This is a genomic window from Streptomyces sp. BK022 (genome assembly GCF_004217355.1).
GTDB lineage: Bacteria > Actinomycetota > Actinomycetes > Streptomycetales > Streptomycetaceae > Streptomyces > Streptomyces griseoluteus.
On the sequence record NZ_SHKU01000008.1, the window covers coordinates 163,991 to 188,346 of the forward strand.

Here is a 24,356-nt window from a genome sequence, read left to right on the forward strand (position 1 = left end):
CCGCACACGCACCGGAGCGCCAGCGGTACGCGAGCGGCACCCAAGACAGAGGGTGCCGCCGGGCAAGGAGGGCCGCATGACCGTACGGCGAGTAATGGGCATCGAGACGGAGTACGGCATCTCCGTCCCCGGCCACCCCAATGCCAATGCCATGCTCACCTCGTCCCAGATCGTCAACGCCTACGCGGCCGCGATGCACCGGGCCCGCCGGGCCCGCTGGGACTTCGAGGAGGAGAACCCGCTGCGCGACGCGCGAGGCTTCGACCTCGCCCGGGAGGTCGCCGACTCCAGCCAGCTCACCGACGAGGACATCGGCCTCGCCAACGTCATCCTCACCAACGGCGCCCGGCTCTACGTCGACCACGCCCACCCCGAGTACAGCGCCCCCGAGGTCACCAACCCGCGCGACGCCGTCCTCTGGGACAAGGCCGGCGAACGCATCATGGCCGAGGCCGCCGAACGCGCCGCCGCGCTGCCCGGCGCCCAGCCCATCCACCTCTACAAGAACAACACCGACAACAAGGGCGCCTCCTACGGCACGCACGAGAACTACCTGATGAAGCGGGAGACCGCCTTCTCGGACATCGTGCGCCACCTGACGCCCTTCTTCGTCTCCCGCCAGGTCTTCGCGGGCGCCGGCCGCGTCGGCATCGGGCAGGACGGCCACGAACACGGCTTCCAGCTCAGCCAGCGCGCCGACTACTTCGAGGTCGAGGTGGGCCTGGAGACCACCCTCAAGCGGCCCATCATCAACACCCGCGACGAACCCCACGCGGACGCCGAGAAGTACCGCCGCCTCCACGTGATCATCGGCGACGCCAACCTCTCGGAGATCTCCACCTACCTCAAGCTGGGCACCACCGCACTGGTCCTCTCCATGATCGAGGACAACTTCATCGCGGTGGACCTCGCGGTCGACCAGCCCGTCCGCACCCTCCACCAGGTCTCCCACGACCCCTCCCTCCAGCACCTCGTCACCCTCCGCAGCGGACGCACGCTCACCGCCGTGCAGTTGCAGATGGAGTACTTCGAGCTGGCCCGCAAGTACGTCGAGGAGCGCTACGGCGCCGACGCCGACGACCAGACCAAGGACGTCCTCGTCCGCTGGGAGGACACCCTCACCCGGCTGGAGAACGACCCCATGAGCCTGGCGGCGGAACTCGACTGGGTCGCCAAGCGGCAGCTCATGGAGGGCTACCGCCGCCGCGACGACCTCGACTGGGACGCGCCCCGGCTGCACCTGGTCGACCTCCAGTACGCCGACGTCCGCCCCGAGAAGGGCCTCTACAACCGCCTGGTCGACAAGGGCCGCATGAAGCGGCTGCTGGACGACGCCGAGGTCGAGCGGGCGCGTACGAAGCCGCCGGAGGACACGCGGGCCTACTTCCGGGGGCGGTGCCTGGAGCAGTACGCGGACGACGTGGCCGCGGCCTCCTGGGACTCGGTCATCTTCGACCTTCCCGGCCGCGATTCGCTCCAGCGGGTGCCAACCCTGGAACCTCTTCGCGGAACGCGAAATCACGTCAAGGAGCTGCTGGACCGGTGCCGGACCGCTGATGAGCTGGTCAGGGTGCTGTCCGGCAATTGAAACCCCGGTCCGGGGCATTGATTCGGCTCCCTTCGCAGGGTGGAAATCCCGGCGTCAGGGAATCATCGAGATGGCCCCCGTACGTTCCTGGAACTACGGGGCCGATGTCGGACCCGGCTTGTAGGGTCTGATCATCAGCGAACGGCGAACTGAGCGGGGTGAGGGTTATGGCGACCAAGGACACCGGCGGCGGCCAGCAGAAGGCCACACGCTCCACCGAAGAGGTCGAGGAGCAGACCCAGGAAGCACAGGGCTCCGAAGACCTCAAGGAACGACAGGAAAAGCTGACCGACGACGTGGACTCGGTGCTCGACGAAATCGATGACGTACTCGAGGAAAACGCCGAGGATTTCGTGCGCTCCTTCGTGCAAAAAGGCGGCGAATAAAGGTCGGCTGGCGAAGTCGCCTTCGAAGTGAAGGGTGCGGGGGAATCGGGTGACTGCGGGATCGACCGCGAAACGCTGCGGGAAGTGCGAGCGGGAGTTGGCTCCCGCGGCGTTCGCGCGGGACCGGAACCGAGGCGACGGCCTCCAGCCGTATTGCCGGGAATGCGTGGCGAAATACAGTGCCTCGCATTACCGGCGCCGCCGTGAGGCCACGGGGAAGCCGGTCCGGGAGAGCGTGGACGTGCCGTCCGGGCGCAAGCTCTGCCGGGCGTGCGGCGAGGTGAAGCCGCACAGCGAATGGCATCGCAACGCGAGCGCCTCGGACGGCCTGTCCACCCGGTGCCGATCCTGCCGGGCCGCCTACGGTCGGCAGGATCACCTCAAGCGCAACTACGGCCTCAGCGAGTCCGAGCGGGACGCCCTGATCGCCTCGCAGGGCGGTGTCTGCTGCATCTGTCTTTCTGCTCCGCCCGCACATGTGGATCACTGCCATGAGACGGGTAGGGTCCGAGGCGTATTGTGCTTCAGCTGCAATGCCGCGCTGGGGCAGTTGAGGGATCGGCCCGATGCCATAAGGCGGGCTGCTGCATACGTGGAAGGAAACGCGTGGAAGCCAACACTCGTAGCACCGGGCGTCTGCCAGCTGCCTTCCTGACGCCTGGGTCGTCCTCCTTCATGGACTTCCTGTCGGACCACCAGCCGGAACTGCTGCCGGGCAAGCGGACGCTGCCGCCGGTGCAGGGCGTGATCGAGGCCCCGCACGGCACGACGATCGTGGCCGTGACGTTCCCCGGAGGCGTCGTCCTCGCCGGTGACCGCCGCGCCACCATGGGCAACGTCATCGCCCAGCGGGACATCGAGAAGGTCTTCCCGGCGGACGAGCACTCCGCGGTCGGCATCGCCGGCACGGCGGGCCTGGCCGTGGAGATGGTCAAGCTCTTCCAGCTGGAGCTGGAGCACTTCGAGAAGGTCGAAGGCGCGCAGCTCTCCCTGGAGGGCAAGGCGAACCGTCTGTCGACGATGATCCGCTCCAACCTCGGCATGGCCATGCAGGGCCTGGCCGTGGTCCCCCTGTTCGCGGGGTACGACCTGGACCGGGAGAAGGGCCGCATCTTCTCGTACGACGTGACGGGCGGCCGCAGCGAGGAGCACCACTTCGCGGCGACCGGCTCGGGCTCGGTGTTCGCGCGCGGTGCGATGAAGAAGCTGTTCCGCGACGACCTGACCGAGGACGAGGCCACCACCTTGGTGGTGCAGGCGCTGTACGACGCGGCCGACGACGACTCGGCGACCGGTGGTCCCGACGTCGCGCGCCGGATCTACCCGATCATCACGGTGATCACCGACGACGGTTTCCGCAGGCTGACCGAGCAGGAGGCGTCCGAGCTGTCGCGCGCGGTGCTCCAGCGGCGGCTGGAGGAGCCGGACGGTCCGCGGGCCGCCCTGCTCTGAGCGGGCGTGCTCGGTCTTCGCAGTGAGGTGATCCCAGTGACCATGACAGAAAGGGACGGATAACCGGTGTCGACGCCGTTCTATGTCTCACCCCAGCAGGCCATGGCGGACCGCGCCGAGTACGCCCGCAAGGGCATCGCGCGCGGTCGCAGCCTGGTGGTCATGCAGTACGCCGACGGGATCGTGTTCGTCGGTGAGAACCCGTCCCGTGCGCTGCACAAGTTCAGTGAGATCTACGACCGGATCGGCTTCGCGGCCGCCGGCAAGTACAACGAGTACGAGAACCTGCGGATCGGTGGTGTGCGGTACGCGGATCTGCGTGGTTACACCTACGACCGTGACGACGTGACCGCGCGCGGTCTGGCGAACGTGTACGCGCAGACGCTGGGCACGATCTTCTCCTCGGCGGCCGAGAAGCCGTACGAGGTGGAGCTGGTGGTGGCGGAGGTCGGTGGGACTCCGGACGGCGACCAGATCTACCGGCTGCCGCACGACGGTTCCATCGTGGACGAGCACGGTTCGGTGGCGGTCGGCGGCAACGCGGAGCAGATCAGCACGTTCCTGGACCAGCGGCACCGGGACGGGATGAGCCTGGCGGAGGCGTTGAAGCTGGCGGTGCAGGCGCTGTCGCGGGACACCAACGGCGGTGAGCGGGAGATTCCCGCAGAGCGTCTGGAGGTGGCGGTGCTGGACCGGACGCGGCCGCAGAAGCGGAAGTTCAAGCGGATCGTGGGCGGTCAGCTGTCGCGGCTGCTGGCGGCGAACGGCGCGGCGACCGAGGCGGAGAGCGCGGACGATCCGGACGAGGCGTCCGGCTCCGAGAAGGAGTGAGGCGCGCGCCGCGCGAGTCTGTTCAGGTGCCCTCGGCCGGTTTCCGGCCGGGGGCACTTCGTGTGGGGGTGTGGGTGGGCGTCAGAAGGGCCGTGGTGGGGCCGTGGAGGCCCGGGGGATGAGCTGGACGGGAATGTCCCCGTGTTCGGGCTCGCGGCCTTCCAGGACGGCGAGGAGGGCCTGCATGCCGCGTTCTCCGAAGAGTTCGGCGTCGAGGCGGACGGTGGTCAGTTCGGGGTCGAGGGCGGTGGCGAGGGCGAGGTCGTCGAGGCCGGTGACGGAGAGGTCGTCGGGGATGCGCAGGCCGAGGCGGCGGGCGGCCTTGTAGGCGCCGGCGGCGAGTTTGTCGTCGTCGCAGACGATGGCGGTGGGGCGGGGGCCGGGTGTGGTGAGGGCGGTCTCGGTGGCGGCGCGGGCGGCGTCGATGGTGATGGGCGCGTGGGCGGTGGTGAGCCGGGTGCCGGGGGTGGCGGCGAGCCGGTCGGCGAGTGCGCGGGCGCGGATCTCGAAGGTCCAGGAGGGGATGTCGGCGGCGAGGTGGAGGAGGTGCCGGTGGCCGAGGCCGAGGAGGTGGTCGGTGACCTGGCGGACGCCGTCGGTGATGTCGAGGTTGACGGTGGCGGCGCCGAGGCTGCCGGCGGGGTCGCTGTCGAGCATGACGAGGGGGAGCTGGTCGCCGCTGATGGCGGTGAGGGCGTCGGCGGCCATGGAGGAGGCGATGACGCCGTCGAGGGCGGCCTGGGCGCTGGCGAAGGGGTCGCGGGCGGGGCCGACGCCTTCGGGGGAGGGGTAGAGGACGACGCCGAAGCCGTGCCGGGCGGCGACGCGGGCGGCTCCGGTGTAGACGCCGGCGAAGAACTCGGTGGTGAGGGCGGGGACGACGAGGAGGACGGTGCGGGTGTGGCCGAGGCGGAGGTTGCGGGCGGCGAGGTTGGGGCGGTAGCCGAGGTCGGTGGCGGCCTGGCGGACGCGCTGGGCGGTGGTCTCGGAGACGCGGCCGCGCCATTTGTCGCCGAGGACGAGTGAGACGGCGGCCTGGCTGACTCCGGCCGCGCGGGCGACGTCACGGCTGGTCGGGCGCGTGCTGCTGCGTGCCACCGCGGGCGTGCTCCTTGGGGTGCTGTGTGGGCGGGGTGCTGTGGGTCGGGTGCCGTGTGGACGGTCGGACAGCGCACATGGTACGTATGAAAGCGTTAGTTATACGTAACACTTCGGGGACATCGCGACGGCGGTCGGGGGTGCCGGAGCGGCCGCTGAAGGGGCGGGACATGGCGACGGGTTATCTGGAGATCCTGCGGGCGCGGCATGCGCTGCGCCTGCTGACGGGGACGCTGGTGGGCCGGCTGCCCAACGCGGTGGCGCCGATCGCCATGGTGCTGTTCGTGCGCGCGGAGGGCGGTACGTACAGCCTGGCGGGCGCGCTGGCGGCGGTGTACGGGGTGGCGAACGCGGTGGGCCAGCCGCTGCTGGGGCGGCTGGTGGACCTGTACGGGCAGCCGCGGGTGCAGTTGCCGGCGGCGCTGGCGTCGGCGCTGGCGATGGCGGGGTTCGCGTTCTGCGGGATCGGTCCGCTGGGTCTGGCGTACGCGCTGGTGGCGCTGGCGGGGTTGTGCACGCCGCCGCTGGAGGGCGGGCTGCGGGCGCTGTGGCCGTCGGTGCTGCGCCGGGGGGACCAGGTGCACACGGCGTACGCGCTGGACGCGGTGGCGCAGGAGGTGATGTTCACGGTCGGGCCGCTGCTGGTGACGCTGTGCGTGTCGGTGTGGTCGGAGCGGGCGGCGCTGCTGGTGCTGAACCTGGTGGGGGTGGTGGGTGCGCTGTCGGTGGTGGTGTCGGCGCCGTCGCGGGCGTGGCGCTCGGAGCCGCGGGAGGCGCACTGGCTGGGGGCGCTGCGGTCGCCGGGGCTGCTGGCGCTGCTGGGGGCGTTCCTGTTCGTGGGGATCGCGATGGGGTCGATCACGGTGGCGTCGGTGTCGTACGCGGACGGGCACGGTGGTGACGCGGTGTACGGCTGGATGATGGCGGGGCTGGGGCTGGGCGCGCTGGCCGGCGGGACGGTGTACGGGGCGCGGCGGTGGTCCGGGGTTCCGGAGCGGCGGCTGAGGGTGCTGGTGGCGCTGCTGGCGGTGTGTTACCTGCCGTTGCTGTGGATGCCGGGGGTGGTGGCGATGGTGCTGCTGTCGGTGGTGGCGGGGGTGTTCCTGGCGCCGTGCATCGCGTGCGCGTTCATCATCGTGGACCGGCATGCTCCGGCGGGGACGGTGACGGAGGCGTTCTCGTGGCTGGTGACGACGTTCATGGTGGGCGCGTCGGTGGGGACGGGGCTCGCGGGGCCGGTGGTCCAGTCGGGTGGTGCGTCGTGGGGGTTCGCGTTGCCGGGGGTGGCGGGGGGTGTGTCGTTGCTGGTGCTGCTGGCCACGGGACGGGTGCTGACGGCTCCTGTCGGGGGTGGTGTGGTTGCGGCTTCATCGGAAAATGATCCAGATCGTGCTGCCGAACCCCGTTTCAGTTCAGGGGATCGGGCGTAATGTTCACTCATGGACCGCCGCATTTTCGGGCTGGAGAACGAGTACGGCGTCACGTGCACGTTCAGGGGACAGCGGCGTCTGTCTCCTGACGAGGTGGCGCGGTACCTCTTCCGCCGTGTCGTGTCATGGGGCCGCAGCAGCAATGTCTTTCTGCGGAACGGCGCTCGGCTGTATCTCGACGTGGGCTCACATCCGGAATACGCGACACCCGAGTGTGACAATGTGACCGAGCTGGTCACCCACGACAAGGCCGGCGAGCGCATTCTCGAGGGACTCCTGGTGGACGCGGAACGACGCCTGCACGAGGAGGGAATCGCGGGCGACGTCTACCTCTTCAAGAACAACACCGACTCGGCGGGCAACTCCTATGGTTGCCACGAGAACTATCTGGTGGCGCGGCACGGGGAGTTCTCCCGGCTCGCCGACATCCTCATCCCGTTCCTGGTGACCCGGCAGTTGCTGTGCGGGGCGGGCAAGGTGCTCCAGACGCCGCGTGGTGCGGTGTACTGCGTGAGTCAGCGGGCGGAGCACATCTGGGAGGGCGTGTCGTCCGCGACGACGCGTTCGAGGCCGATCATCAACACCCGGGACGAGCCGCACGCGGACGCCGAGCGCTACCGGCGGCTGCATGTCATCGTGGGCGACTCGAACATGTCCGAGACGACGATGCTGCTGAAGGTCGGCGCCACCGATCTGGTGCTGCGCATGATCGAGGCGGGCACGGTGATGCGGGATCTGACGCTGGAGAACCCGATCCGGGCGATCCGCGAGGTCAGCCACGACATCACCGGCCGGCGCAAGGTGCGTCTGGCCAGTGGCCGGGAGGCGTCGGCGCTGGAGGTGCAGCGCGAGTACTTCGACAAGGCGGTGGACTTCTGCGACCGCCGGGGCATCCGTACGGGCACGGTCGCGCAGGTGCTTGAGCTGTGGGGCCGGACGCTGGACGCGATCGAGACGGAGGACCTGGACCGGATCGGTACCGAGATCGACTGGGTGATGAAGTACAAGCTCATCGAGCGGTACCGTGAGAAGCACAACATGACGATGTCGCATCCGCGGGTCGCGCAGATAGACCTCGCGTATCACGACATCCACCGGCGTCGCGGGCTGTACTACCTGCTGGAGAAGAAGGGTCAGGCGGCGCGTATCTGCAATGACCTGAAGATCTTCGAGGGCAAGTCGGTGCCGCCGCAGACGACTCGGGCGCGGCTTCGCGGTGACTTCATCCGGCGGGCGCAGGAACAGCGCCGGGACTTCACGGTCGACTGGGTGCATCTGAAGCTCAACGACCAGGCGCAGCGCACGGTGTTGTGCAAGGACCCGTTCCGTTCGGTGGACGACCGGGTGGAGAAACTGATCGCCGGAATGTAGGAGCGGTCCCTCCGGCCGCGGCTTTTGGCGCCGTATTGCCTTCGAGCGCCACACGGGCGCCGTACGTTTCCCGTACGGCGCCCTTGTCACGCCGTAGAGTTGCGCGCACCAATCCGCAAGATCGACCGATTACGAGGCATCTCCCGTGCGCCGACGCTCACTCCTCCTGGCCGCCGTTCCCGCTGGACTGGTCACGCTCGCCGGGTGCGGCGACGGTGATGCGAAGTCGAGCAAGGCGACTGCGTCGCCGTCGTCTTCGGCCTCGTCGCCTCCGCCGCCGAAGATCGTGGACGGGCCGCTGCCGGCGATCACGGCGGGGACGAAGTTCGGGGAGAAGCCGACGGTCGCCAAGGGGACCGGGGAGCCGTCGAAGGACCTGGCGGTGCGTACGGTGATCGCGGGCAACGGCCGCGCGGTGGCGGAGAACGACTTCATCAAGGCGAACTACCTGGGCCAGATCTGGAGCTCGGGGAAGGTCTTCGACAACTCCTACGACCGCAGTCCGCTGGTGCTGCAGCTGGCGCAGGGCAGCATCATCGACGGCTGGCGGTACGCGCTGACGGGGAAGAAGATCGGCAGCCGGGTGGAGATCGCGGTGCCGCCGACCTGGGGGTACGGGCCGTCGGGCAACGAGCAGGCGGGGATCAAGGGCACGGACACGCTGGTGTTCGTGATCGACCTGCTGGACTCCTACAACACCAAGAGCTCGGCGAAGGGCAAGGAGGTCCCGCAGACGGACCCGGCGCTGCCCAAGGTGGCCACGAACACCGACGGCAACCAGCCGAAGGTGACGCTGCCGAAGTCGGACCCGCCGAAGAAGCTGGTGTCGAACTACATCCTGGAGGGCGACGGGGACGAGGTCACCAGGAAGCAGGCGGTGCTGTGCCAGTTCCAGGGGCTGGAGTGGCAGGGCGGCCGGACGTTCCAGAAGACGTACGGCTCGGGGCGCCTGAGCCAGTTCTCGGTGGAGCAGATGGAGCAGGTCGTCAAGGGTCTGGCGCAGGGGATCACGGGGAAGAAGGTCGGCAGCCGGGTGCTGATCGTGGTGCCGCCGGACCTGGGCTACGGGGACAACCCGCCGAGCGGGAGCGGTATCAAGAAGGGCGCCACGCTGGTCTTCACGGTGGACATCCTCGCGGCGATGTAGCGCGCGGGCGCCGGAGCTGCGGGGATGACAGACTGTCCATGTTTCGTTTCGTACACACGCAGGAGCTTTTGACGTGAGCATCGACAAGCCCGAGGTCGACTTTCCGGGCGGCGAGCCGCCGAAGGACCTTGAGAGCAAGGACATCTGGGAGGGCGACGGCGAGGTCGCCGAGGCGGGCGACGTCGTCAAGGTGCACTACGTGGGCGTCGCGTTCTCCACGGGTGAGGAGTTCGACGCGTCCTGGAACCGCGGCACGCCGCTGGAGTTCCAGCTCGGTGTCGGCCAGGTCATCCCGGGCTGGGACAAGGGCGTGCAGGGCATGAAGGTCGGCGGCCGCCGCCAGCTCGTGATCCCCGCGCACCTCGCGTACGGCGACCGGGGTGCCGGCGGCCGGATCGCGCCGGGCGAGACGCTGATCTTCGTCTGCGACCTGGTGGGCGTCGGCAAGCGCTGACCCGACGATCACACCTGATCGTTTGTGTAGGGAGTGGGGCCCGCGCCTGGTGCGCGGGCCCTTCTTCTTCGACCACCCTCGTCCGTAACGGCCCCCGTTCTTTGCTTCGGCTTTTGCCGCGCCACCCGGGAGCGGTACGGTCGACGGTCGGAAGCACATGAGGGAAGGCGTAGGCGTCGATGGCCATTGCCAAGGCCGAGCGGTTGATGAACCTCGCGCTGTGCCTGCTCGGCGCACGGCGGCCGCTCAGCAAGCGCGAGCTGCGCGGGTCCATCGAGGCGTACCTGGAAGCGGGGTCGGACGACTCCTTCAACCGCATGTTCGAGCGGGACAAGGACGACCTGCGCGAGCTGGGCCTGGTCATCGAGACCGTGGAGAACCTGGAGGGCGAGGTCGGCTACCTCGCCCGCCGTGACAGCAACCGGCTGCCCGCGATCACCCTGGACGCCGAGGAGGCCGCCGCCCTGGGCCTGGCCGCCAAGGTCTGGCAGCAGGCCCGGCTGGCCGGCGCGGCCAGTGGCGCCCTGCAGAAGCTGCGCGCGGCCGGGCTGCCCGAGGACGTCGACCCCTACGGCTCGCACGGCGCGCTGGAGCCCCGCATCCCCGTGCACGAGGCCGCGTTCGAGCCGCTGATGCTGGCCTGCCGGGACCGCCGCCCGGTGGTCTTCGACTACCGCAAGGCGTCCGCCGCGCACCCCGAGACCCGGCATGTCGAGCCGTGGGCGCTGGAGTGCTGGCGCGGCCACTGGTACCTGGCCGGCTTCGACCGCGAGCGCGGCGCCGAGCGGGTCTTCCGGCTGTCCCGGATCACCGGCAAGGTGCGTGCCCGCGGCACGGGCTTCACCGCGCCGGTGCCGGACGTGGTGACCGTGCGGGAGACCGTACGGGGCTGGGCGGGGGAGACCGCCGACCGCTCCGCGCTGATCCGGCTGCGGGCGGGCGCCGGCTACCCCTTGCGGGCCAGGGCCACCAAGGTGCGCGAACTGGGCGACGGCTGGGACGAGTTGGAGATTCCGTACGGGCACGGGCTGGATGCCTGGCTGGTGGAGTTCGGGCCGGACGTGGTGGTGCTGGAACCGGCCGAGCTGCGGGCGGACGTGGTGGACCGGCTGCGTGCCGTGGCCAAGGGCTGAGAGCGGAGCGAGACACCATGGCAGGCAAACCGGCGAGGCCCGTGAACGCCATCGACCAGACGCGGCGGATGCTGTCGCTGGTCACCTATCTGCGCGAGCGCCCCGGCGCCCGGATCGCGGACGTGGCCCGCGCCTTCGGCATCACCGAGGACGAACTCGTCTCCGACCTGGACGTGCTGCCCATGTGCGGCACCAGCTTCCGGGGCGGGGACCTGCTGGACATCGACACCGACGGCGAGCGGATCTGGTGGCACAACCCGGCCGCGCTCGGCGAGGACGCGGCCGAGCCGCTCCGGCTCGCCGCCGACGAGGCGACCGCGCTGCTGGTCGCCGCCCGCGCGGTGGCCACCCTGCCCGGCCTGCGCGAGAGCGACCGGCAGGCACTCGTACGGGCCACCGCCAAGGTGGAGACCGCCGCCGGTGAGGCGGCCGGGGCCAGCTCACGGCTGTCGGTGACCTTCGAGTCCGAGGGCGGGGTCTTCGCCGACGTCGACCGGGCCATCTCCGAGCGGCGCCGGCTGTGGGTGCGCTACTACTCCCCGGCCCGCGACGAGCTGACCGAGCGGGAGATCGACCCGATCCGCCTGGTCACCATGGGCCACACCTACGTCGAGGCGTGGTGCCGCCGCTCGGAGGCGCGCCGTACCTTCCGGCTGGACCGGGTCGCGGAGATCCGGATTCTCGACGAGCCGGCCGCGCCGCCCGAGATAGAACCGCGCGACCTGTCCGAGGGCCTGGTGCAGCCCGCCGCCGAGGACCCCGAGGTCGTGGTCGAGGTGGGCCCCGGCGGCCGCTGGGTCGCCGAGTACTACCCGCACGACACGGCCGAGGAACTGCCCGACGGCGGCCTGCGCATCACCCTGCGCACCCCCGACCCGGCCTCGCTGCGCCGGCTCGCCCTGCGGCTCGGCCCCGACGGCCGGATCGTGTCGCCGTCCGACCTGGCCGACCGGGCCCGCCGGGCCGCCCGCGAGGCGCTGGCCGCGTACGAGGGGCGGGAGCACACGCCGTGAACGAGACCTCGGTACCCGGAACGCGCGAGGTGACGGCCGCCGCCGCCTTCGCCGGGATGCGGCGCGTCGTGCCCGTGGTGTTCAAGGCGGCCTGCCCCGACTGCCGGGGCCGGTTCGAACTCGCCGCGAACGCGCTGCGGCTGGCCATCGGCGGCTCCAGCCGGACCACGTTCTACTCCTTCACCTGCCCCGGGTGCGACACGGCGGTGCGCAAACCCGCGGGGGACCGGATCGTGCAACTGCTCAGCGGGGCCGGGGTGCGGACCCTGCGGCTGCACTCCACCGTCTGAAGCCGGCTCCGGGACGGTCTAGGCTCGTCCCCATGTTCTGGCCGATGTTCGCGGTAGCCATGGGATTTCTGGGTCTCGCCGTACTGGGGGTGCTCGCCGTCCGCGTCTTCGCGGCCGCGCGGCAGCTCGGCCTCCAGGTCGCCGACTCCGGACGCCGCATCAGCCGTGCCGCCGAGGACCTGGAGCGGGCCGCGGTGAGCACCGCCCGCGCCGCCGACACGCTCTGACCAGCGGGGCGGGCGGGACGCCGGAAACGCCACAAGCGGTTTGCGTCACTTCGCCCTGTCATGCGGGACAGACGTACGGGTACGCTGCTGGTCGCGGTGCGAAGAACGAGGCGCGTACCGCGGACCGGGAGTACGCACGGGGATTGCCTCTCGTTTACCCCGGAGCGTTACGATCGCTGCCGGCACGACCATCCGGACGCTTGTCCGAGCGGTCGGACAGCACCCCCACCCCCGCCTCGGTGAGAAGGTACTAACTCATGATCGGAAGGCTCGGTCCTACCGAGATCATTCTCATTCTCGTCGTCGTCTTCCTGCTCTTCGGCGCGAAGAAGCTTCCGGACATGGCCCGCTCGCTGGGCAAGTCCGCGCGCATCCTCAAGAGCGAGGCCAAGGCGATGAAGGAGGAGAGCAACACCTCCACGCCTCCGGCCCCCGGCGAGCAGCCCCCCGCGCAGCGCACCATCCACGCCGCCCCCGGCGACGTGCACAGCGCCCGCCCGGTCAACGAGCCGACGGACACCACCCAGCGCTGACCCGCGGCCGCACCACCGGCCTGCCGCACGAGATGAGGACGTGGGTTGCTCAAGTCTGCCCGCAAGAAAGAGAAGGACCCCGAGGGGCGGATGCCCCTCGTGGAGCACCTGCGCGAGCTGCGCAACCGGCTCGCCAAGGGCATGTTGGCGATCACGGTCGTCTCCGTGGTGGCCGCCTTCTACAGCCAGGACCTGATGTCCTTCCTCTCGCAGCCGGTCCCGCGCTGCACCGGGGGCCTGGGTGAGTCCACCGGAGGCTCGTGCGCGGTCATCGCCTACACGGACCTGCTGTCGCCCTTCACCACCACGGTGAAGGTCTGCTTCATGGCGGGCGTGGTCCTCTCCAGCCCGGTCTGGCTGTACCAGCTGTGGGCGTTCGTCGCCCCGGGGCTGCACCGCAACGAGCGCCGGTACACCTACGGGTTCGTGGCCGCGGCGGTGCCGCTCTTCCTGGCGGGCGGCTGGCTCGCCTACACGATCCTGCCGATCTCCATGCGGGTGCTGCTGGGCATCACACCCGACGGCTCGGCGAACATCCTGCCGATGGACAAGGTCCTGGACTTCATCGTCCGGATGATCCTCATCTTCGGCGGCGCCTTCGAGCTGCCGCTGCTGCTGGTCATGCTGAACTTCGCCGGTGTGGTGACCGGACGCCGCATGGCCGGCTGGTGGCGCGGTGTGGTCATGGGCGTCTTCGTCTTCGGCGCCGTCGCCACCCCCACCACGGACCCCTTCGGCATGATCGCGCTGGCCGGCCCCATCGTGGTGCTGTACTTCATCGCCGTCGGCATCGCGCTGCTCAACGACCGCCGCCGTGAGCGCGCCGACGAGGCGGCCGAGCTGGACGACGACGAGGCCTCGCCGCTGGACCACCGGCCGGAGCCGGTCGCCGGCCCCGAGCGGCTGACCGCCGCCGTCCCCGAGCAGGCCCGCCAGACCGAGGCCCTCCCGCCGGGCCGGTACGAGGGCTACGACGACGTCACCTGAGCGGACCCGCACCCGTGAGCGAGGGGCCGGACGGATCTTCCGTCCGGCCCCTTCTCCATGGGGCGCCCGCCCGCGGGGCGGCTCGGAGCCGGGCATTCCGTTTCGCTGGGCGTGGGAAGCGATAATGATCGTCCTGTTGTCGGTGCGGGCCGGTACGCTCGAAAGCACGATGACAGAGGACCTCTCACCGGCCGAGCGGTACGCGGCGTCCCGAGTGCGGGCCGCCGAGCAGGCCACCGCGCTCGCGGGCTTCCGCGAGATGTACGACTTCGGCCTCGACGACTTCCAGGTGGAAGCCTGCTCTGCGCTCGAGAGCGGAAAGGGCGTGCTGGTGGCCGCCCCCACCGGCTCGGGCAAGACGATCGTGGGCGAGTTCGCCGTCCACCTCGCCCTGGAACAGGGCAAGAAATGCTTCTACACGACACCCATCAAGGCGCTGTCGAACCAGAAGTACGCCGACCTGTGCCGCCGTTACGGAGCCGACAAGGTCGGCCTCCTCACCGGCGACAACAGCGTGAACTCCGACGCCCCGATCGTCGTCATGACGACCGAGGTGCTGCGGAACATGCTGTACGCGGGCTCCCAGACCCTCCTGGGCCTCGGCTACGTGGTCATGGACGAGGTGCACTACCTCTCCGACCGCTTCCGTGGCGCCGTCTGGGAAGAGGTGATCATCCACCTGCCCGAGTCGGTGACCCTGGTGTCGCTGTCGGCCACCGTGTCCAACGCCGAGGAGTTCGGCGACTGGCTGGACACCGTGCGCGGCGACACCGAGGTGATCGTCTCCGAGCACCGCCCGGTACCGCTGTTCCAGCACGTGCTCGCCGGGCGGCGGATGTACGACCTGTTCGAGGAGGGCGAGGGCAGCAAGAAGGCCGTCAACCCCGACCTCGCCCGGCTCGCCCGGATGGAGGCCACCCGGCCCTCCTACCAGGACCGCAGGCGCGGTCGCGCCATGCGCGAGGCCGACCGGGAGCGGGAGCGCAGGCAGCGCCAGCGTGCCTGGACGCCGAGCCGGCCCGAGGTCATCGAGCGCCTGGACGCCGAGGGCCTGCTGCCCGCCATCACCTTCATCTTCAGCCGCGCCGCCTGCGAGGCCGCCGTCCAGCAGTGCCTGTACGCGGGCCTGAGGCTCAACGACGAGGAGGAGCGGGAACAGGTCCGCGCCCTGGTCGAGGAGCGCACCGCGAACATCCCGTCCGAGGACCTGCACGTCCTCGGCTACTACGAATGGCTGGAGGGCCTGGAGCGCGGCATCGCCGCCCACCACGCCGGCATGCTGCCGACCTTCAAGGAGGTCGTGGAGGAGCTGTTCGTCCGCGGGCTGGTCAAGGCCGTGTTCGCCACCGAGACCCTGGCGCTCGGCATCAACATGCCCGCCCGCTCGGTGGTGCTGGAGAAGCTCGTCAAGTGGAACGGCGAACAGCACGCCGACATCACCCCCGGCGAGTACACGCAGCTCACCGGCCGGGCCGGCCGCCGGGGCATCGACGTCGAGGGCCATGCCGTGGTGCTGTGGCAGCGGGGGATGAGCCCCGAGCACCTCGCCGGGCTCGCGGGCACCCGCACCTATCCGCTGCGCTCCAGCTTCAAGCCGTCGTACAACATGGCGGTCAACCTGGTCGAGCAGTTCGGGCGGCACCGCTCGCGGGAGCTGCTGGAGACGTCGTTCGCGCAGTTCCAGGCGGACAAGTCGGTCGTCGGGATCTCCCGGCAGGTGCAGCGCAACGAGGAGGGGCTGGAGGGCTACAAGGAGTCCATGACCTGCCACCTCGGCGACTTCGACGAGTACGCGCGGCTGCGCCGCGAACTCAAGGACCGGGAGACCGAGCTGGCCCGGCAGGGCGCCAACCAGCGGCGCGCCGAGGCCGCCGTCGCCCTGGAGAAGCTCAAGCCGGGCGACATCATCCACGTGCCCACCGGCAAGTACGCGGGCCTCGCGCTCGTGCTCGACCCCGGCCTGCCCGCCGGGCGGACCGGCGGCCCCCGCGGCTTCGACCACCACGACGGGCCCCGCCCGCTGGTGCTCACCGCCGAACGGCAGGTCAAGCGGCTGGCGTCGATGGACTTCCCCGTCCCGGTGGAGGCGCTGGACCGGATGCGCATCCCGAAGACGTTCAACGCCCGCTCCCCGCAGTCCCGTCGGGATCTCGCCTCCGCGCTGCGCACCAAGGCCGGGCACATCCCGCCGGAGCGCGCCCGCAAGAAGCGGGCGCAGGCCGCCGACGACCGCGAGATCGCCCGGCTGCGCACCGCGATCCGCGCACACCCCTGCCACGGCTGTGACGACCGGGAGGACCACGCCCGCTGGGCCGAGCGCTACCACCGGCTCCAGCGCGACACCTCGCAGTTGGAGCGGCGCATCGAGGGCCGCACCAACACCATCGCGCGGACCTTCGACCGGATCGTGGCCCTGCTGACCGAACTGGACTATCTCCGGGGCGACGAGGTCACCGCCAACGGCAAGCGGCTCGCCCGGCTCTACGGCGAGTTGGACCTGCTGGCCAGCGAATGCCTGCGCGAGGGCGTGTGGGAGGGGCTCGGCCCCGCCGATCTCGCCGCCTGCGCCTCGGCGCTGGTGTACGAGGCGCGGGTCAGCGACGACGCCATGGCACCCAAGCTGCCCTCGGGGCCGGCGCAGGCCGCGCTCGGGGAGATGGTGCGGATCTGGGGCCGGCTGGACGCGTTGGAGGAGGACTTCCGGATCAGCCAGACCGAGGGTGTCGGGCAGCGGGAGCCGGATCTCGGGTTCGCGTGGATCGCCCACCAGTGGGCCTCGGGGAGGGGGCTCGACGAAGTCCTGCGGGAGGCGGAGATGCCCGCGGGGGACTTCGTACGGTGGACGAAGCAGGTGATCGACGTGCTCGGTCAGGTCGCCGCGGCTGCTCCCGCGGAGGGCTCGACGGTCGCCAGGAACGCGCGGAAGGCTGTCGATCAGCTGCTGCGGGGGGTCGTCGCCTACTCGTCCGTGGGGTGAGTCCTCGGGCGGGTGCGGGCGGGGCGTGGCTTGTCGCGCTCGCGCGGCGGTAGCCGTAGATCGCCACACCCCCGCGCCCCCCTCAAGAGAAGGGTCGGCTTCGGCCGGCCCTTTTCGTATGCGCGGGTGGCGCTACTCCGCGTGTTCGAATGGGTGCCCGCTGTGCAAATAGGGGTGACGGTACTCCTGTTGTTCGGGGGATTTCAGGTGCTTGCCGAATATGACACGGGGGTGTCCCGGTCGGATTAGGCTCGCCCGCGGCGGACCCGGTTGAGATGGATTCGGGCGCCTGTTCCCCTATATACCGTTCTTCCCAGAAGGCATCCATGGTGAGTGTTCAGAAACCTCCCGGTGTCCGTGAACGTCCCTATGCGCAGGTGTTGTCACCGCCCGCCGTGGTGATGGCCGCGGTGACCGCGGCCGCCGTGTTCCTGGTGCCGGGCCCCGCCCGGATCGCCGTCGCCTGCTGCGGACTGGTGGCCACGCTGCTGCTGCTCGCCACCGCGAGCGAAGTGGTGCGGCGCGGGCGTCAACTCCGGGCCGCCGAGGCCGAGAACGCCCGGCGAACCGCGTATCTGGAGCATCGCATCGCCGCCCATGACGCGGAGATCGTCCGCCTCGGCTCCGAGGTGCTGCCCCTCGCGCTCGCTCGGCTGCGCGGGGGCGAGCGGCTGCGGGACGTGCTGCGCCACGTCGTCGACGAGGACCCCGACCTGCGTCACCTCCCGCCGTCCCAGCGCGAGTTGCTGCGAGTCGCGCTGCGCGGGGCCGAGCACGAGATCAACATGCGGGACGCCACCCAGCGGGCGTTCGTCACCACCGCCCGGCGCGTGCAGGCGATCGTCCACCAACAGGCCAAGGAACTGCGGGAGATGGAGGAGGACCACGGCCGCAACGCCGAGGTCTTCGACGACCTGCTGCGCGTCGACCACGGCACCGCGCTGATCGGCCGCCTCGCCGACTCCATCTCGGTGCTCGGCGGCGGCCGTCCGGGCCGCCAGTGGCCGGTGCCCGTCTCCCTCTACAGCGTGCTGCGGGGCGCGATGTCCCGCATCCTGGAGTTCCCCCGGATCAACCTCGCCTCGATCGTCAACATCAACATCAAGGGCACCTCGGTCGAGCCGATCATCCACGCCGCGGCCGAGCTGTTCGACAACGCCACCCGCTACTCGCCGCCCTCGACCAAGGTGCACGTCACCGCCTTCGAGGTGCAGACCGGCCTCGCCATCGAGATCGAGGACGCCGGGGTCAGCCTCAGCGAGGAGGGACGGGCCCGCGTCGAGCAGATGATCCTGGACGCCCGCGCCGACGACGACGCGCACAACCTCGGCGACAGCCCCCGGCTCGGCCTCGCCGTGGTCGGCCGGCTCTGCAACGCCTTCAACATGGACGTCTCGCTGCGCGCCTCCGCCTACGGCGGCGTCCGCGCCATCCTCGTCGTCCCCCGCGACATGCTCACCACCGAACCCGGAGTCGGCGCCGCGCACGGCATCGGCGCCACGGCCGTGCCGATGCCCGAACTCGGCGCGCTGGAGGGACCCAAGCGCCCGCCCAAGCGCCGCCGCCCCACCGCGCCCCGCGTCCCCGCCCCGGCCTCGATGGAGGACGACGCCCCCGAGGTCACCGAGTGGACGGCGAACGGACTGCCGCAGCGCCGCAGCCGGGTGACCGTACCGCTCAGCCAGCGCTACGCCGAACAGGCCGCCATCGAGCAGGCCGAGCGCGAGGGGCGCCCCACCATCTGGTCCCGGACCCGGCCCGAACCGGAGTCCCGGCCCCCGGCCGACCCCGAGCGGCAGAAGCTTCTCGACCGCGAACCGGGCATGTGGGTCGACGCCTTCTGGGAGGGCATGAAGAAGGGCAACGAAGGCGCCCACCCGACCGACTTCACCCGGAATCCGACCGCCTACCTGCATCTGATCGACGACTCGGCCGACACCGGCGCCGGCGACGAGGGGGAGCCCAAGTGATCCAGCAGCGTGCCAACTTCGACTGGATGCTCAAGCAACTGCACGACGGCGTACCCGGCATCGAGATGATCGTGGTGCTCTCCTCGGACGGCCTGCGCATCGCCCGCTACGGCGGCGACCCGGACGCCGCCGACCGGGTGGCCGCCGCCTGCGCCGGCGTGCAGAGCCTGGCCGGGGCGGTCGCCCAGGAACTGCCGGGCAGCAGCGGCGAGATGAAGCTCGTCGTCATCGAGATCGACGGCGGCTACTTCTATCTGATGGCCGCCGGGGACAACGCCTACCTCGCCGTCCTCGCCGACGTGGTCTGCGAGCCGGGCCGCATGGGCGGCATGATGCGCGACCTCGTCGTCCGGATCGGCGCCCACCTCACCTCTCCGCCCCGGCGCGGCGGGCAGGCCGTATGACCCCGCGCCGCAAACGGCGCCTGCCGCAGGAGGCGCCCTCCCCGCCGCCCCTCGCCCCGGACACGGGCGAGGAGGCGGAGGCCGGGAGCCCCGAGCGGCTGTACGCCGTCACCGGACTGCACGACGGCGGGCGCGCCCAGCTCGATCTGGTCACCCTGATCGTGGCGCGCTCGGCGCCCCCGCCGTCCGGCACCCCCGAGCAGGCGGCTGTGCTCCGGCTCTGCTCCGCCCCCCTGTCCGTGGCCGAACTCTCGGCCTACCTCGACCTGCCGTTCAGCGCGATGACCGCGCTGATCACCGAGCTGATCGGCGCCGACCTGGTGCAGGCCCGCGCCCCGATCGTCCGCCAGGCGCTCCCCGACCGGACCCTCCTCGAAGCGGTGATGCATGGACTTCAACGCCTCTGACGCCGTCCCCGCGATCCCCGGCCCGCGCACCGAGGAGCGGCTCCCGCAGACCGCCCAGGCCGCGGTGAAGATCGTGATCGTGGGCGGTTTCGGCGTCGGCAAGACCACCATGGTCGGCTCGGTCAGCGAGATCAGGCCGCTGACCACCGAGGAGACCATGACCCAGGCCGGCATAGGCATCGACGACGACTACGGCTCCGAGACCAAGACCGCCACCACCGTGGCCATGGACTTCGGCCGCATCAGCATCACCGAGAAGCTGGTGCTCTACCTCTTCGGCACTCCCGGCCAGGAACGGTTCTGGTTCCTGTGGAACCGCCTCTTCGAGGGCGCGCTCGGCGCGGTCGTCCTGGTCGACACCCGCCGCCTGGACGTCAGCTTCGACGTCATGGGCCGCCTGGAGGAACGCGGCGTGCCGTTCATCGTCGCCGTCAACTCCTTCCCGGACGCGCCCCGGCACCCCGTCGAGGAGCTGCGCGGCGCGCTCGACCTGGCCCCGGAGATCCCGATCGTCGAGTGCGACGTACGGCGCCGCGCCTCCAGCCGGGACACCCTGCTGACGCTGATGCACTTCCTGCACTCCCTCGCCCGGTCCGGCGCCCTGACCTGAGCGGGCGCGCGAACCCCACCAGCCGTTTCCGGAAAGCGATCACTGTGACGCCTGAACCCCAGACCCCGACAGGCACCCCCGACACCGCGCCCGGCCCGCCGCCGGGCTGCCCCGCGCACGGCACCGGCCCCGGCGGCCTGCACCGGCTGTACGGACCGGACGCGCTCGACCTGGACGACCTCTACGAGCGGCTGCGCGAGAAGCACGGCCCCGTAGCCCCCGTCCTCCTCCACGACGACGTGCCCATGTGGGTGGTGCTCGGGCACGCCGAGAACCTGCACATGGTGCGCAGCCCCTCGCAGTACACCCGCGACAGCCGGGGCTGGACCCCGCTGCTGGAGGGCATGGTCAAGCCCGACCATCCGCTGATGCCGCACATCGCCCGGCAGCCGATCTGCGCGCACGCCGAGGGCGACGAGCACCAGCGGCTGCGCGCGGCCGTCACCGCCGCCATGGGCACCATCGACCACCGGGCGCTGCGCCGCTCCATCAACAGCTCCACCCAGGAACTCGTCAACCGCTTCTGCGGGCGCGGCCGGGCCGACCTGGTCTCCCAGTTCGCCGAGCACCTGCCGATGGCCGTGATGTGCGAGATCCTCGGCATGCCCGAGGAGTTCGACGACCGGATGGTGCACGCCGCCCGGGACGCGCTCAAGGGAACCGACACCGCCATCCAGAGCCACGCCTACGTCATGGAGGCGCTCAGCGGGCTCACCGCCCGGCGCCGGGCCCGCCCCGAGGACGACGTCACCAGCCACCTCGTCACGCACCCGGCGGGGCTCAGCGACGACGAGGTCCGCGAGCATCTGCGGCTGCTGCTCTTCGCCGCGTACGAGACCACCGCCAACCTGCTGGCCAACGCGCTGCGCATGGTGCTGACCGAGCCGGGGTTCCGCGCCCGGCTCAACGGCGGCCAGATGACGGTGCCGGAGGCGATCGAGCAGTCGCTGTGGGACGAGCCGCCCTTCAGCACGGTCCTCGGCTACTACGCCAAGCAGGACACCGAGCTGGGCGGGCAGCGCATCCGGCGCGGCGACGGGCTGCTGTTCGCGCCCGCACCGGGCAACGTCGACCCCCGCGTACGCCCCGACCCGACCGCGCACATGAAGGGCAACCGGTCCCATCTCGCCTTCGGCGGCGGCCCGCACGAATGCCCCGGCCAGGACATCGGGCGGGCCATCGCCGACATCGGGGTGGAGGCTCTGCTGACCCGGCTGCCGGACATCCGGCTGGAGTGCGCCGAGGAGGACTTGCGCTGGCGGTCCTCCATCGCGTCCCGGCACCTGGTGTCGCTGCCGGTGCTGTTCGAGCCCAAGGCGAAGCAGGACGTCAACCGGGCGCCCAGCATGTCCTCCCTCCACCCGCACCGGGCCGAGGCACCGGTGCCGCAGCCGCGCGCGTGGGTGGAGGAGAAGGCGGCGCGGAGGGTGGAGCCGGCTCCGGTCCCGGCGCCGCCCGCCGAGCCGGCCGGGTCCTCGCCCGCGTCGTCGGAGAGCGCCTTGCCGAGCCGCTGGCAGCGCATGTGGCGGTGGCTGCTGGGGGAGTAGGCCCCCCGGTCAGGCGCCCGCCCAAGCCGAGGGCGACGCCCACGCCTGGAGTGTGCGCCCGCTGACGAAGCTGTGCCGGGCCCCGGTCAGCGGGTCGGTGAACTCCAGCCTGCGGGCCAGGAGTTGCAGGGGGCGGCGGAAGTCGCCGGGCGCGGTGACCGGAGCCACCTCCGGGTAGAGGGGGTCGCCGAGGATGGGGACGCCGAGCGAGTTCAGGTGCACCCGGAGCTGGTGGGTCTGGCCGGTCGCGGGCAGCAGACGGTACCGGGCCAGCCCGTCCCGCTCGCGGTGGGCGTCGATCTCCACCCGCGTCACCGCGTTGGGCTCGCCCGCCACCTCCCGCGCGGCCAGCACCCCGCGCTCCTTCAGGATCCGGCTGCGCACGGTCCGGGGCAGCTCCAGCCCCGGGTCGTGCGGGGCGACGGCCTCGTACTCCTTGTGTACCAGGCGGTCGCGGAACAAGCCCTGGTAGGCGCCGCGTTCACCGGGGCGGACGGTGAACAGCACCAGCCCGGCGGTCAGCCGGTCCAGTCGGTGCGCGGCGCCCAGTCCGGGCAGGCCGAGGTCGTGACGGAGACGGGCGAGCAGCGTCTGCCGGACATGGGAGCCGCGCGGGGTGGTGGCCAGGAAGTGCGGCTTGTCGGCGACGACGATGTGCTCGTCCCGGTACACCACCTCGACCGGGAAGGGCACCGGCACCTCCGGCGGCAGCTCGCGGTGGAACCACACGAACATCCCGGGCCGGTACGGCGCGTCCGGCGCCACCGGCAGCCCGTCGGCGCCCACCACCGCCCCGGCGTGGAACATCGCCTCCACCGCGCCCGGACCGGCGCCCGTCAGCCGGGCCACCAGATGCTCGCGCACCGTCGCCCACGCCCCGTCCACGGGCAGCCGCACCCGCACGGGGTCGACCCCCCGGCGCTGGGGGAGCGGGGCGGGCGGGGGCTGCGTACGGCGTCTCATCAGGTCTCCCAGGTTACGGGGGCCCCATCCGGTTGGCCCGCCGCCCGGTACTTGGCAGGATGCCGACATGCCGTATCTGACCAGCCCGGTGCTGCCCGAAGGAACCCTCTCCCACCGGCCGCAGCCGGAGATCCCGGCCGCCGCCGGGCTGCGCCTGCGCCCCTGGCGGGCCGAGGACGCGCCCGCCGTCCACGCGGCCTTCCAGGACCCGACGCTCAACCAGTGGCACGCCAGGGCCTGCGACTCCCCCGAGGAGGCCGCCGGCTGGATCGAGGACTGGCACGCCCAGTGGACGCGCGAGTGCGACGCCCAGTGGGCCGTGGTCCGGGTGGACACCGGTGAGCTGTGCGGCCGGGCAGCGCTGCGGGAGATCCGGCTGCGCGACGGGGTGGCCGAGGTGGCGTACTGGACGGTGGCGTCGGCGCGCGGGCGGGGCGTGGCCCGGCACGCCACGGACGCGCTGGTGCGCTGGTCGTTCGACGAGATCGGCTTCAACCGGCTGGAGCTGCTGCACGCCACCGCCAACGAGGCGTCCTGCCGGGTCGCCACCAAGGCCGGGTTCGCGGTGGAGGGCACCCGCCGCCGGGCGCTGCTGCACCCGGACGGCTGGCACGACATGCACCTGCACGCCCGGCTCAGGGGCGACTGACCCGCCGGTTCACGCGGCCGCGCTCTCCTGTTCGGCCTCGATCCGCGCGTTCCACTCCGGCTTGCTGGCCTGCCAGCCGTCCTCGTTGTGGCCCAGGCGCCAGTAGCCGGAGATGGACAGGTCCTCGCGCGGGATCCGCGCGTCGACCCGCAGCATCCGGCGCAGCTCCTTCACGAAGGACGCCTCGCCGTGCACGAACGCGTGCGGGCGGCCCTCGGGGAACTCGAGCGCCCGTACCGCCTCCAGCAGGGCCTCGCCGACCGGGCGGTCCCCGCGGTGCAGCCAGACGACCTCCACATCGGAGTCGATCTTCTGCTCCTCCTCGGGCCCGGACACCTCCACGAAGGCGCGCGCCATCGTGCCGGCGGGCAGGGTCTCCAGGGCGCGGGCGATGGCGGGCAGCGCGCTCTCGTCCCCGGCCAGGAGATGCCAGTCGGCCGTCACATCGGGGGTGTAGGCACCGCCGGGGCCGAAGAAGCGCACGGTCTCGCCGGGGCGGACCCGGGTGGCCCAGGGCCCGGCGAGACCCTCGTCGCCGTGGATGACGAAGTCGAGGGTCATCTCCCGGTGTTCGGCGTTCCAGGCGCGGACGGTGTACGTACGGGTCACCGGCCACTGCTCGCGGGGGAGTTCGGCCCGGATCGCCTCCAGGTCGAAGGGCTCCGGGTAGGTCATCCCGTCCACCGGGGCGAAGAGCAGCTTCACATAGTGGTCGGTCCAGGTGTCGGCCGAGAAGTCGGCCAGTCCGGCGCCGCCGAGCACGATCCGCTGGACGTGCGGGGTCAGCCGCTCGGTGCGTACCACCTGGGCGGAATGGAGCTTGCGCGGCTTTCGCCCCGGACGCTCTGCCATGACGGCCTCCTGCTGCCTTGGTTAGGTTTACCTAAGC

Annotated in this window: 25 protein-coding genes; 22 read left to right on the forward strand and 3 right to left on the reverse strand. The window is 71.2% G+C overall.

The genetic code is table 11. The features are described from left to right. Positions 1 to 76 precede the first annotated feature (76 nt). The 5 genes from dop to prcA all read left to right on the forward strand — a co-directional run bounded on the left by dop (position 77) and on the right by prcA (position 4,257). Complete coding sequence (gene dop / locus EV284_RS29755; protein ID WP_347402212.1) at positions 77 to 1,588, forward strand: depupylase/deamidase Dop; 1,512 nt, start codon at positions 77 to 79, stop codon at positions 1,586 to 1,588. 167 nt (positions 1,589 to 1,755) lie between these two features. After that, on the forward strand, positions 1,756 to 1,974 hold the full coding sequence (locus EV284_RS29760) for a ubiquitin-like protein Pup (RefSeq protein ID WP_030812711.1): 219 nt from the start codon (positions 1,756 to 1,758) through the stop codon (positions 1,972 to 1,974). A gap of 49 nt (positions 1,975 to 2,023) precedes the next feature. Next, positions 2,024 to 2,629: an endonuclease VII domain-containing protein gene (locus tag EV284_RS29765; protein ID WP_130339633.1), complete on the forward strand. Its 606-nt coding sequence runs from the start codon at positions 2,024 to 2,026 to the stop codon at positions 2,627 to 2,629. Continuing rightward, positions 2,581 to 3,426 (forward strand): proteasome subunit beta, encoded by an 846-nt coding sequence (gene prcB, locus EV284_RS29770; protein WP_130339635.1) that lies wholly within the window; start codon positions 2,581 to 2,583, stop codon positions 3,424 to 3,426. The genes EV284_RS29765 and prcB overlap by 49 nt, the downstream gene beginning before the upstream one ends. Positions 3,427 to 3,492: 66 nt before the next feature. Further along, the gene (gene prcA, locus EV284_RS29775; RefSeq protein WP_130339637.1) at positions 3,493 to 4,257 is read left to right on the forward strand and encodes a proteasome subunit alpha; all 765 of its coding nucleotides are present in this window, start codon (positions 3,493 to 3,495) and stop codon (positions 4,255 to 4,257) included. 81 nt (positions 4,258 to 4,338) lie between these two features. On the opposite strand, the gene EV284_RS29780 is transcribed toward prcA, so the two are convergent. Continuing rightward, positions 4,339 to 5,355 (reverse strand): LacI family DNA-binding transcriptional regulator, encoded by a 1,017-nt coding sequence (locus EV284_RS29780; protein ID WP_130339639.1) that lies wholly within the window; start codon positions 5,353 to 5,355, stop codon positions 4,339 to 4,341. A 170-nt stretch (positions 5,356 to 5,525) separates the two neighbouring features. Between EV284_RS29780 and EV284_RS29785 the strand changes: the two genes are divergently transcribed. The 16 genes from EV284_RS29785 to EV284_RS29860 all read left to right on the forward strand — a co-directional run bounded on the left by EV284_RS29785 (position 5,526) and on the right by EV284_RS29860 (position 21,855). Continuing rightward, a complete protein-coding gene (locus tag EV284_RS29785) occupies positions 5,526 to 6,785 on the forward strand; it encodes an MFS transporter (RefSeq protein ID WP_130339641.1) in 1,260 nt (419 codons plus the stop codon). A 9-nt stretch (positions 6,786 to 6,794) separates the two neighbouring features. Further along, positions 6,795 to 8,156 (forward strand): Pup--protein ligase, encoded by a 1,362-nt coding sequence (pafA, locus tag EV284_RS29790; protein WP_030812727.1) that lies wholly within the window; start codon positions 6,795 to 6,797, stop codon positions 8,154 to 8,156. Positions 8,157 to 8,301: 145 nt separating this feature from the next. Continuing rightward, the gene (locus EV284_RS29795) at positions 8,302 to 9,303 is read left to right on the forward strand and encodes an FKBP-type peptidyl-prolyl cis-trans isomerase (RefSeq protein WP_130339643.1); all 1,002 of its coding nucleotides are present in this window, start codon (positions 8,302 to 8,304) and stop codon (positions 9,301 to 9,303) included. A 73-nt stretch (positions 9,304 to 9,376) separates the two neighbouring features. Then, positions 9,377 to 9,757 carry an FKBP-type peptidyl-prolyl cis-trans isomerase gene (locus EV284_RS29800; protein ID WP_130339645.1) on the forward strand — a complete coding sequence of 127 codons (381 nt, stop codon included), beginning with the start codon at positions 9,377 to 9,379 and terminating at the stop codon, positions 9,755 to 9,757. Positions 9,758 to 9,936: 179 nt separating this feature from the next. After that, a complete protein-coding gene (locus EV284_RS29805) occupies positions 9,937 to 10,890 on the forward strand; it encodes a WYL domain-containing protein (RefSeq protein ID WP_130339647.1) in 954 nt (317 codons plus the stop codon). Positions 10,891 to 10,907: 17 nt separating this feature from the next. Further along, positions 10,908 to 11,903 carry a WYL domain-containing protein gene (locus EV284_RS29810; protein ID WP_130339649.1) on the forward strand — a complete coding sequence of 332 codons (996 nt, stop codon included), beginning with the start codon at positions 10,908 to 10,910 and terminating at the stop codon, positions 11,901 to 11,903. A gap of 56 nt (positions 11,904 to 11,959) precedes the next feature. Then, the gene (locus EV284_RS29815) at positions 11,960 to 12,193 is read left to right on the forward strand and encodes a hypothetical protein (protein ID WP_242625877.1); all 234 of its coding nucleotides are present in this window, start codon (positions 11,960 to 11,962) and stop codon (positions 12,191 to 12,193) included. Positions 12,194 to 12,225: 32 nt separating this feature from the next. Further along, the gene (locus tag EV284_RS29820; RefSeq protein ID WP_030812740.1) at positions 12,226 to 12,420 is read left to right on the forward strand and encodes a hypothetical protein; all 195 of its coding nucleotides are present in this window, start codon (positions 12,226 to 12,228) and stop codon (positions 12,418 to 12,420) included. A gap of 257 nt (positions 12,421 to 12,677) precedes the next feature. Further along, positions 12,678 to 12,953 carry a Sec-independent protein translocase subunit TatA gene (tatA, locus tag EV284_RS29825; protein ID WP_130339653.1) on the forward strand — a complete coding sequence of 92 codons (276 nt, stop codon included), beginning with the start codon at positions 12,678 to 12,680 and terminating at the stop codon, positions 12,951 to 12,953. A gap of 90 nt (positions 12,954 to 13,043) precedes the next feature. Beyond that, on the forward strand, positions 13,044 to 13,940 hold the full coding sequence (gene tatC / locus EV284_RS29830) for a twin-arginine translocase subunit TatC (protein ID WP_130340053.1): 897 nt from the start codon (positions 13,044 to 13,046) through the stop codon (positions 13,938 to 13,940). 124 nt (positions 13,941 to 14,064) lie between these two features. Continuing rightward, positions 14,065 to 16,917 (forward strand): DEAD/DEAH box helicase, encoded by a 2,853-nt coding sequence (locus tag EV284_RS29835; protein ID WP_130339655.1) that lies wholly within the window; start codon positions 14,065 to 14,067, stop codon positions 16,915 to 16,917. A gap of 326 nt (positions 16,918 to 17,243) precedes the next feature. Beyond that, positions 17,244 to 18,887, forward strand: coding sequence for an ATP-binding protein (locus EV284_RS29840; RefSeq protein ID WP_130339658.1), 1,644 nt, complete (start codon positions 17,244 to 17,246; stop codon positions 18,885 to 18,887). After that, positions 18,884 to 19,291, forward strand: coding sequence for a roadblock/LC7 domain-containing protein (locus EV284_RS29845; protein WP_030812755.1), 408 nt, complete (start codon positions 18,884 to 18,886; stop codon positions 19,289 to 19,291). Before EV284_RS29840 ends, EV284_RS29845 begins: the two co-directional genes overlap by 4 nt. Then, a complete protein-coding gene (locus EV284_RS29850; protein WP_030812758.1) occupies positions 19,288 to 19,698 on the forward strand; it encodes a DUF742 domain-containing protein in 411 nt (136 codons plus the stop codon). The genes EV284_RS29845 and EV284_RS29850 overlap by 4 nt, the downstream gene beginning before the upstream one ends. Beyond that, positions 19,679 to 20,308 carry an ATP/GTP-binding protein gene (locus EV284_RS29855; RefSeq protein WP_130339660.1) on the forward strand — a complete coding sequence of 210 codons (630 nt, stop codon included), beginning with the start codon at positions 19,679 to 19,681 and terminating at the stop codon, positions 20,306 to 20,308. Before EV284_RS29850 ends, EV284_RS29855 begins: the two co-directional genes overlap by 20 nt. Before the next feature lie 44 nt (positions 20,309 to 20,352). Then, on the forward strand, positions 20,353 to 21,855 hold the full coding sequence (locus tag EV284_RS29860) for a cytochrome P450 (RefSeq protein WP_130339662.1): 1,503 nt from the start codon (positions 20,353 to 20,355) through the stop codon (positions 21,853 to 21,855). A gap of 9 nt (positions 21,856 to 21,864) precedes the next feature. Here the strand turns inward: EV284_RS29860 and EV284_RS29865 are convergent, their stop codons facing one another. Continuing rightward, positions 21,865 to 22,818, reverse strand: coding sequence for a pseudouridine synthase (locus EV284_RS29865; protein WP_130339664.1), 954 nt, complete (start codon positions 22,816 to 22,818; stop codon positions 21,865 to 21,867). Positions 22,819 to 22,885: 67 nt separating this feature from the next. Here EV284_RS29865 and EV284_RS29870 point away from each other — a divergent pair, with 67 nt between their 5' ends. Further along, on the forward strand, positions 22,886 to 23,467 hold the full coding sequence (locus EV284_RS29870; RefSeq protein ID WP_130339666.1) for a GNAT family N-acetyltransferase: 582 nt from the start codon (positions 22,886 to 22,888) through the stop codon (positions 23,465 to 23,467). A gap of 9 nt (positions 23,468 to 23,476) precedes the next feature. On the opposite strand, the gene EV284_RS29875 is transcribed toward EV284_RS29870, so the two are convergent. After that, positions 23,477 to 24,319 carry a siderophore-interacting protein gene (locus tag EV284_RS29875; RefSeq protein WP_130339668.1) on the reverse strand — a complete coding sequence of 281 codons (843 nt, stop codon included), beginning with the start codon at positions 24,317 to 24,319 and terminating at the stop codon, positions 23,477 to 23,479. Positions 24,320 to 24,356 lie beyond the last annotated feature (37 nt).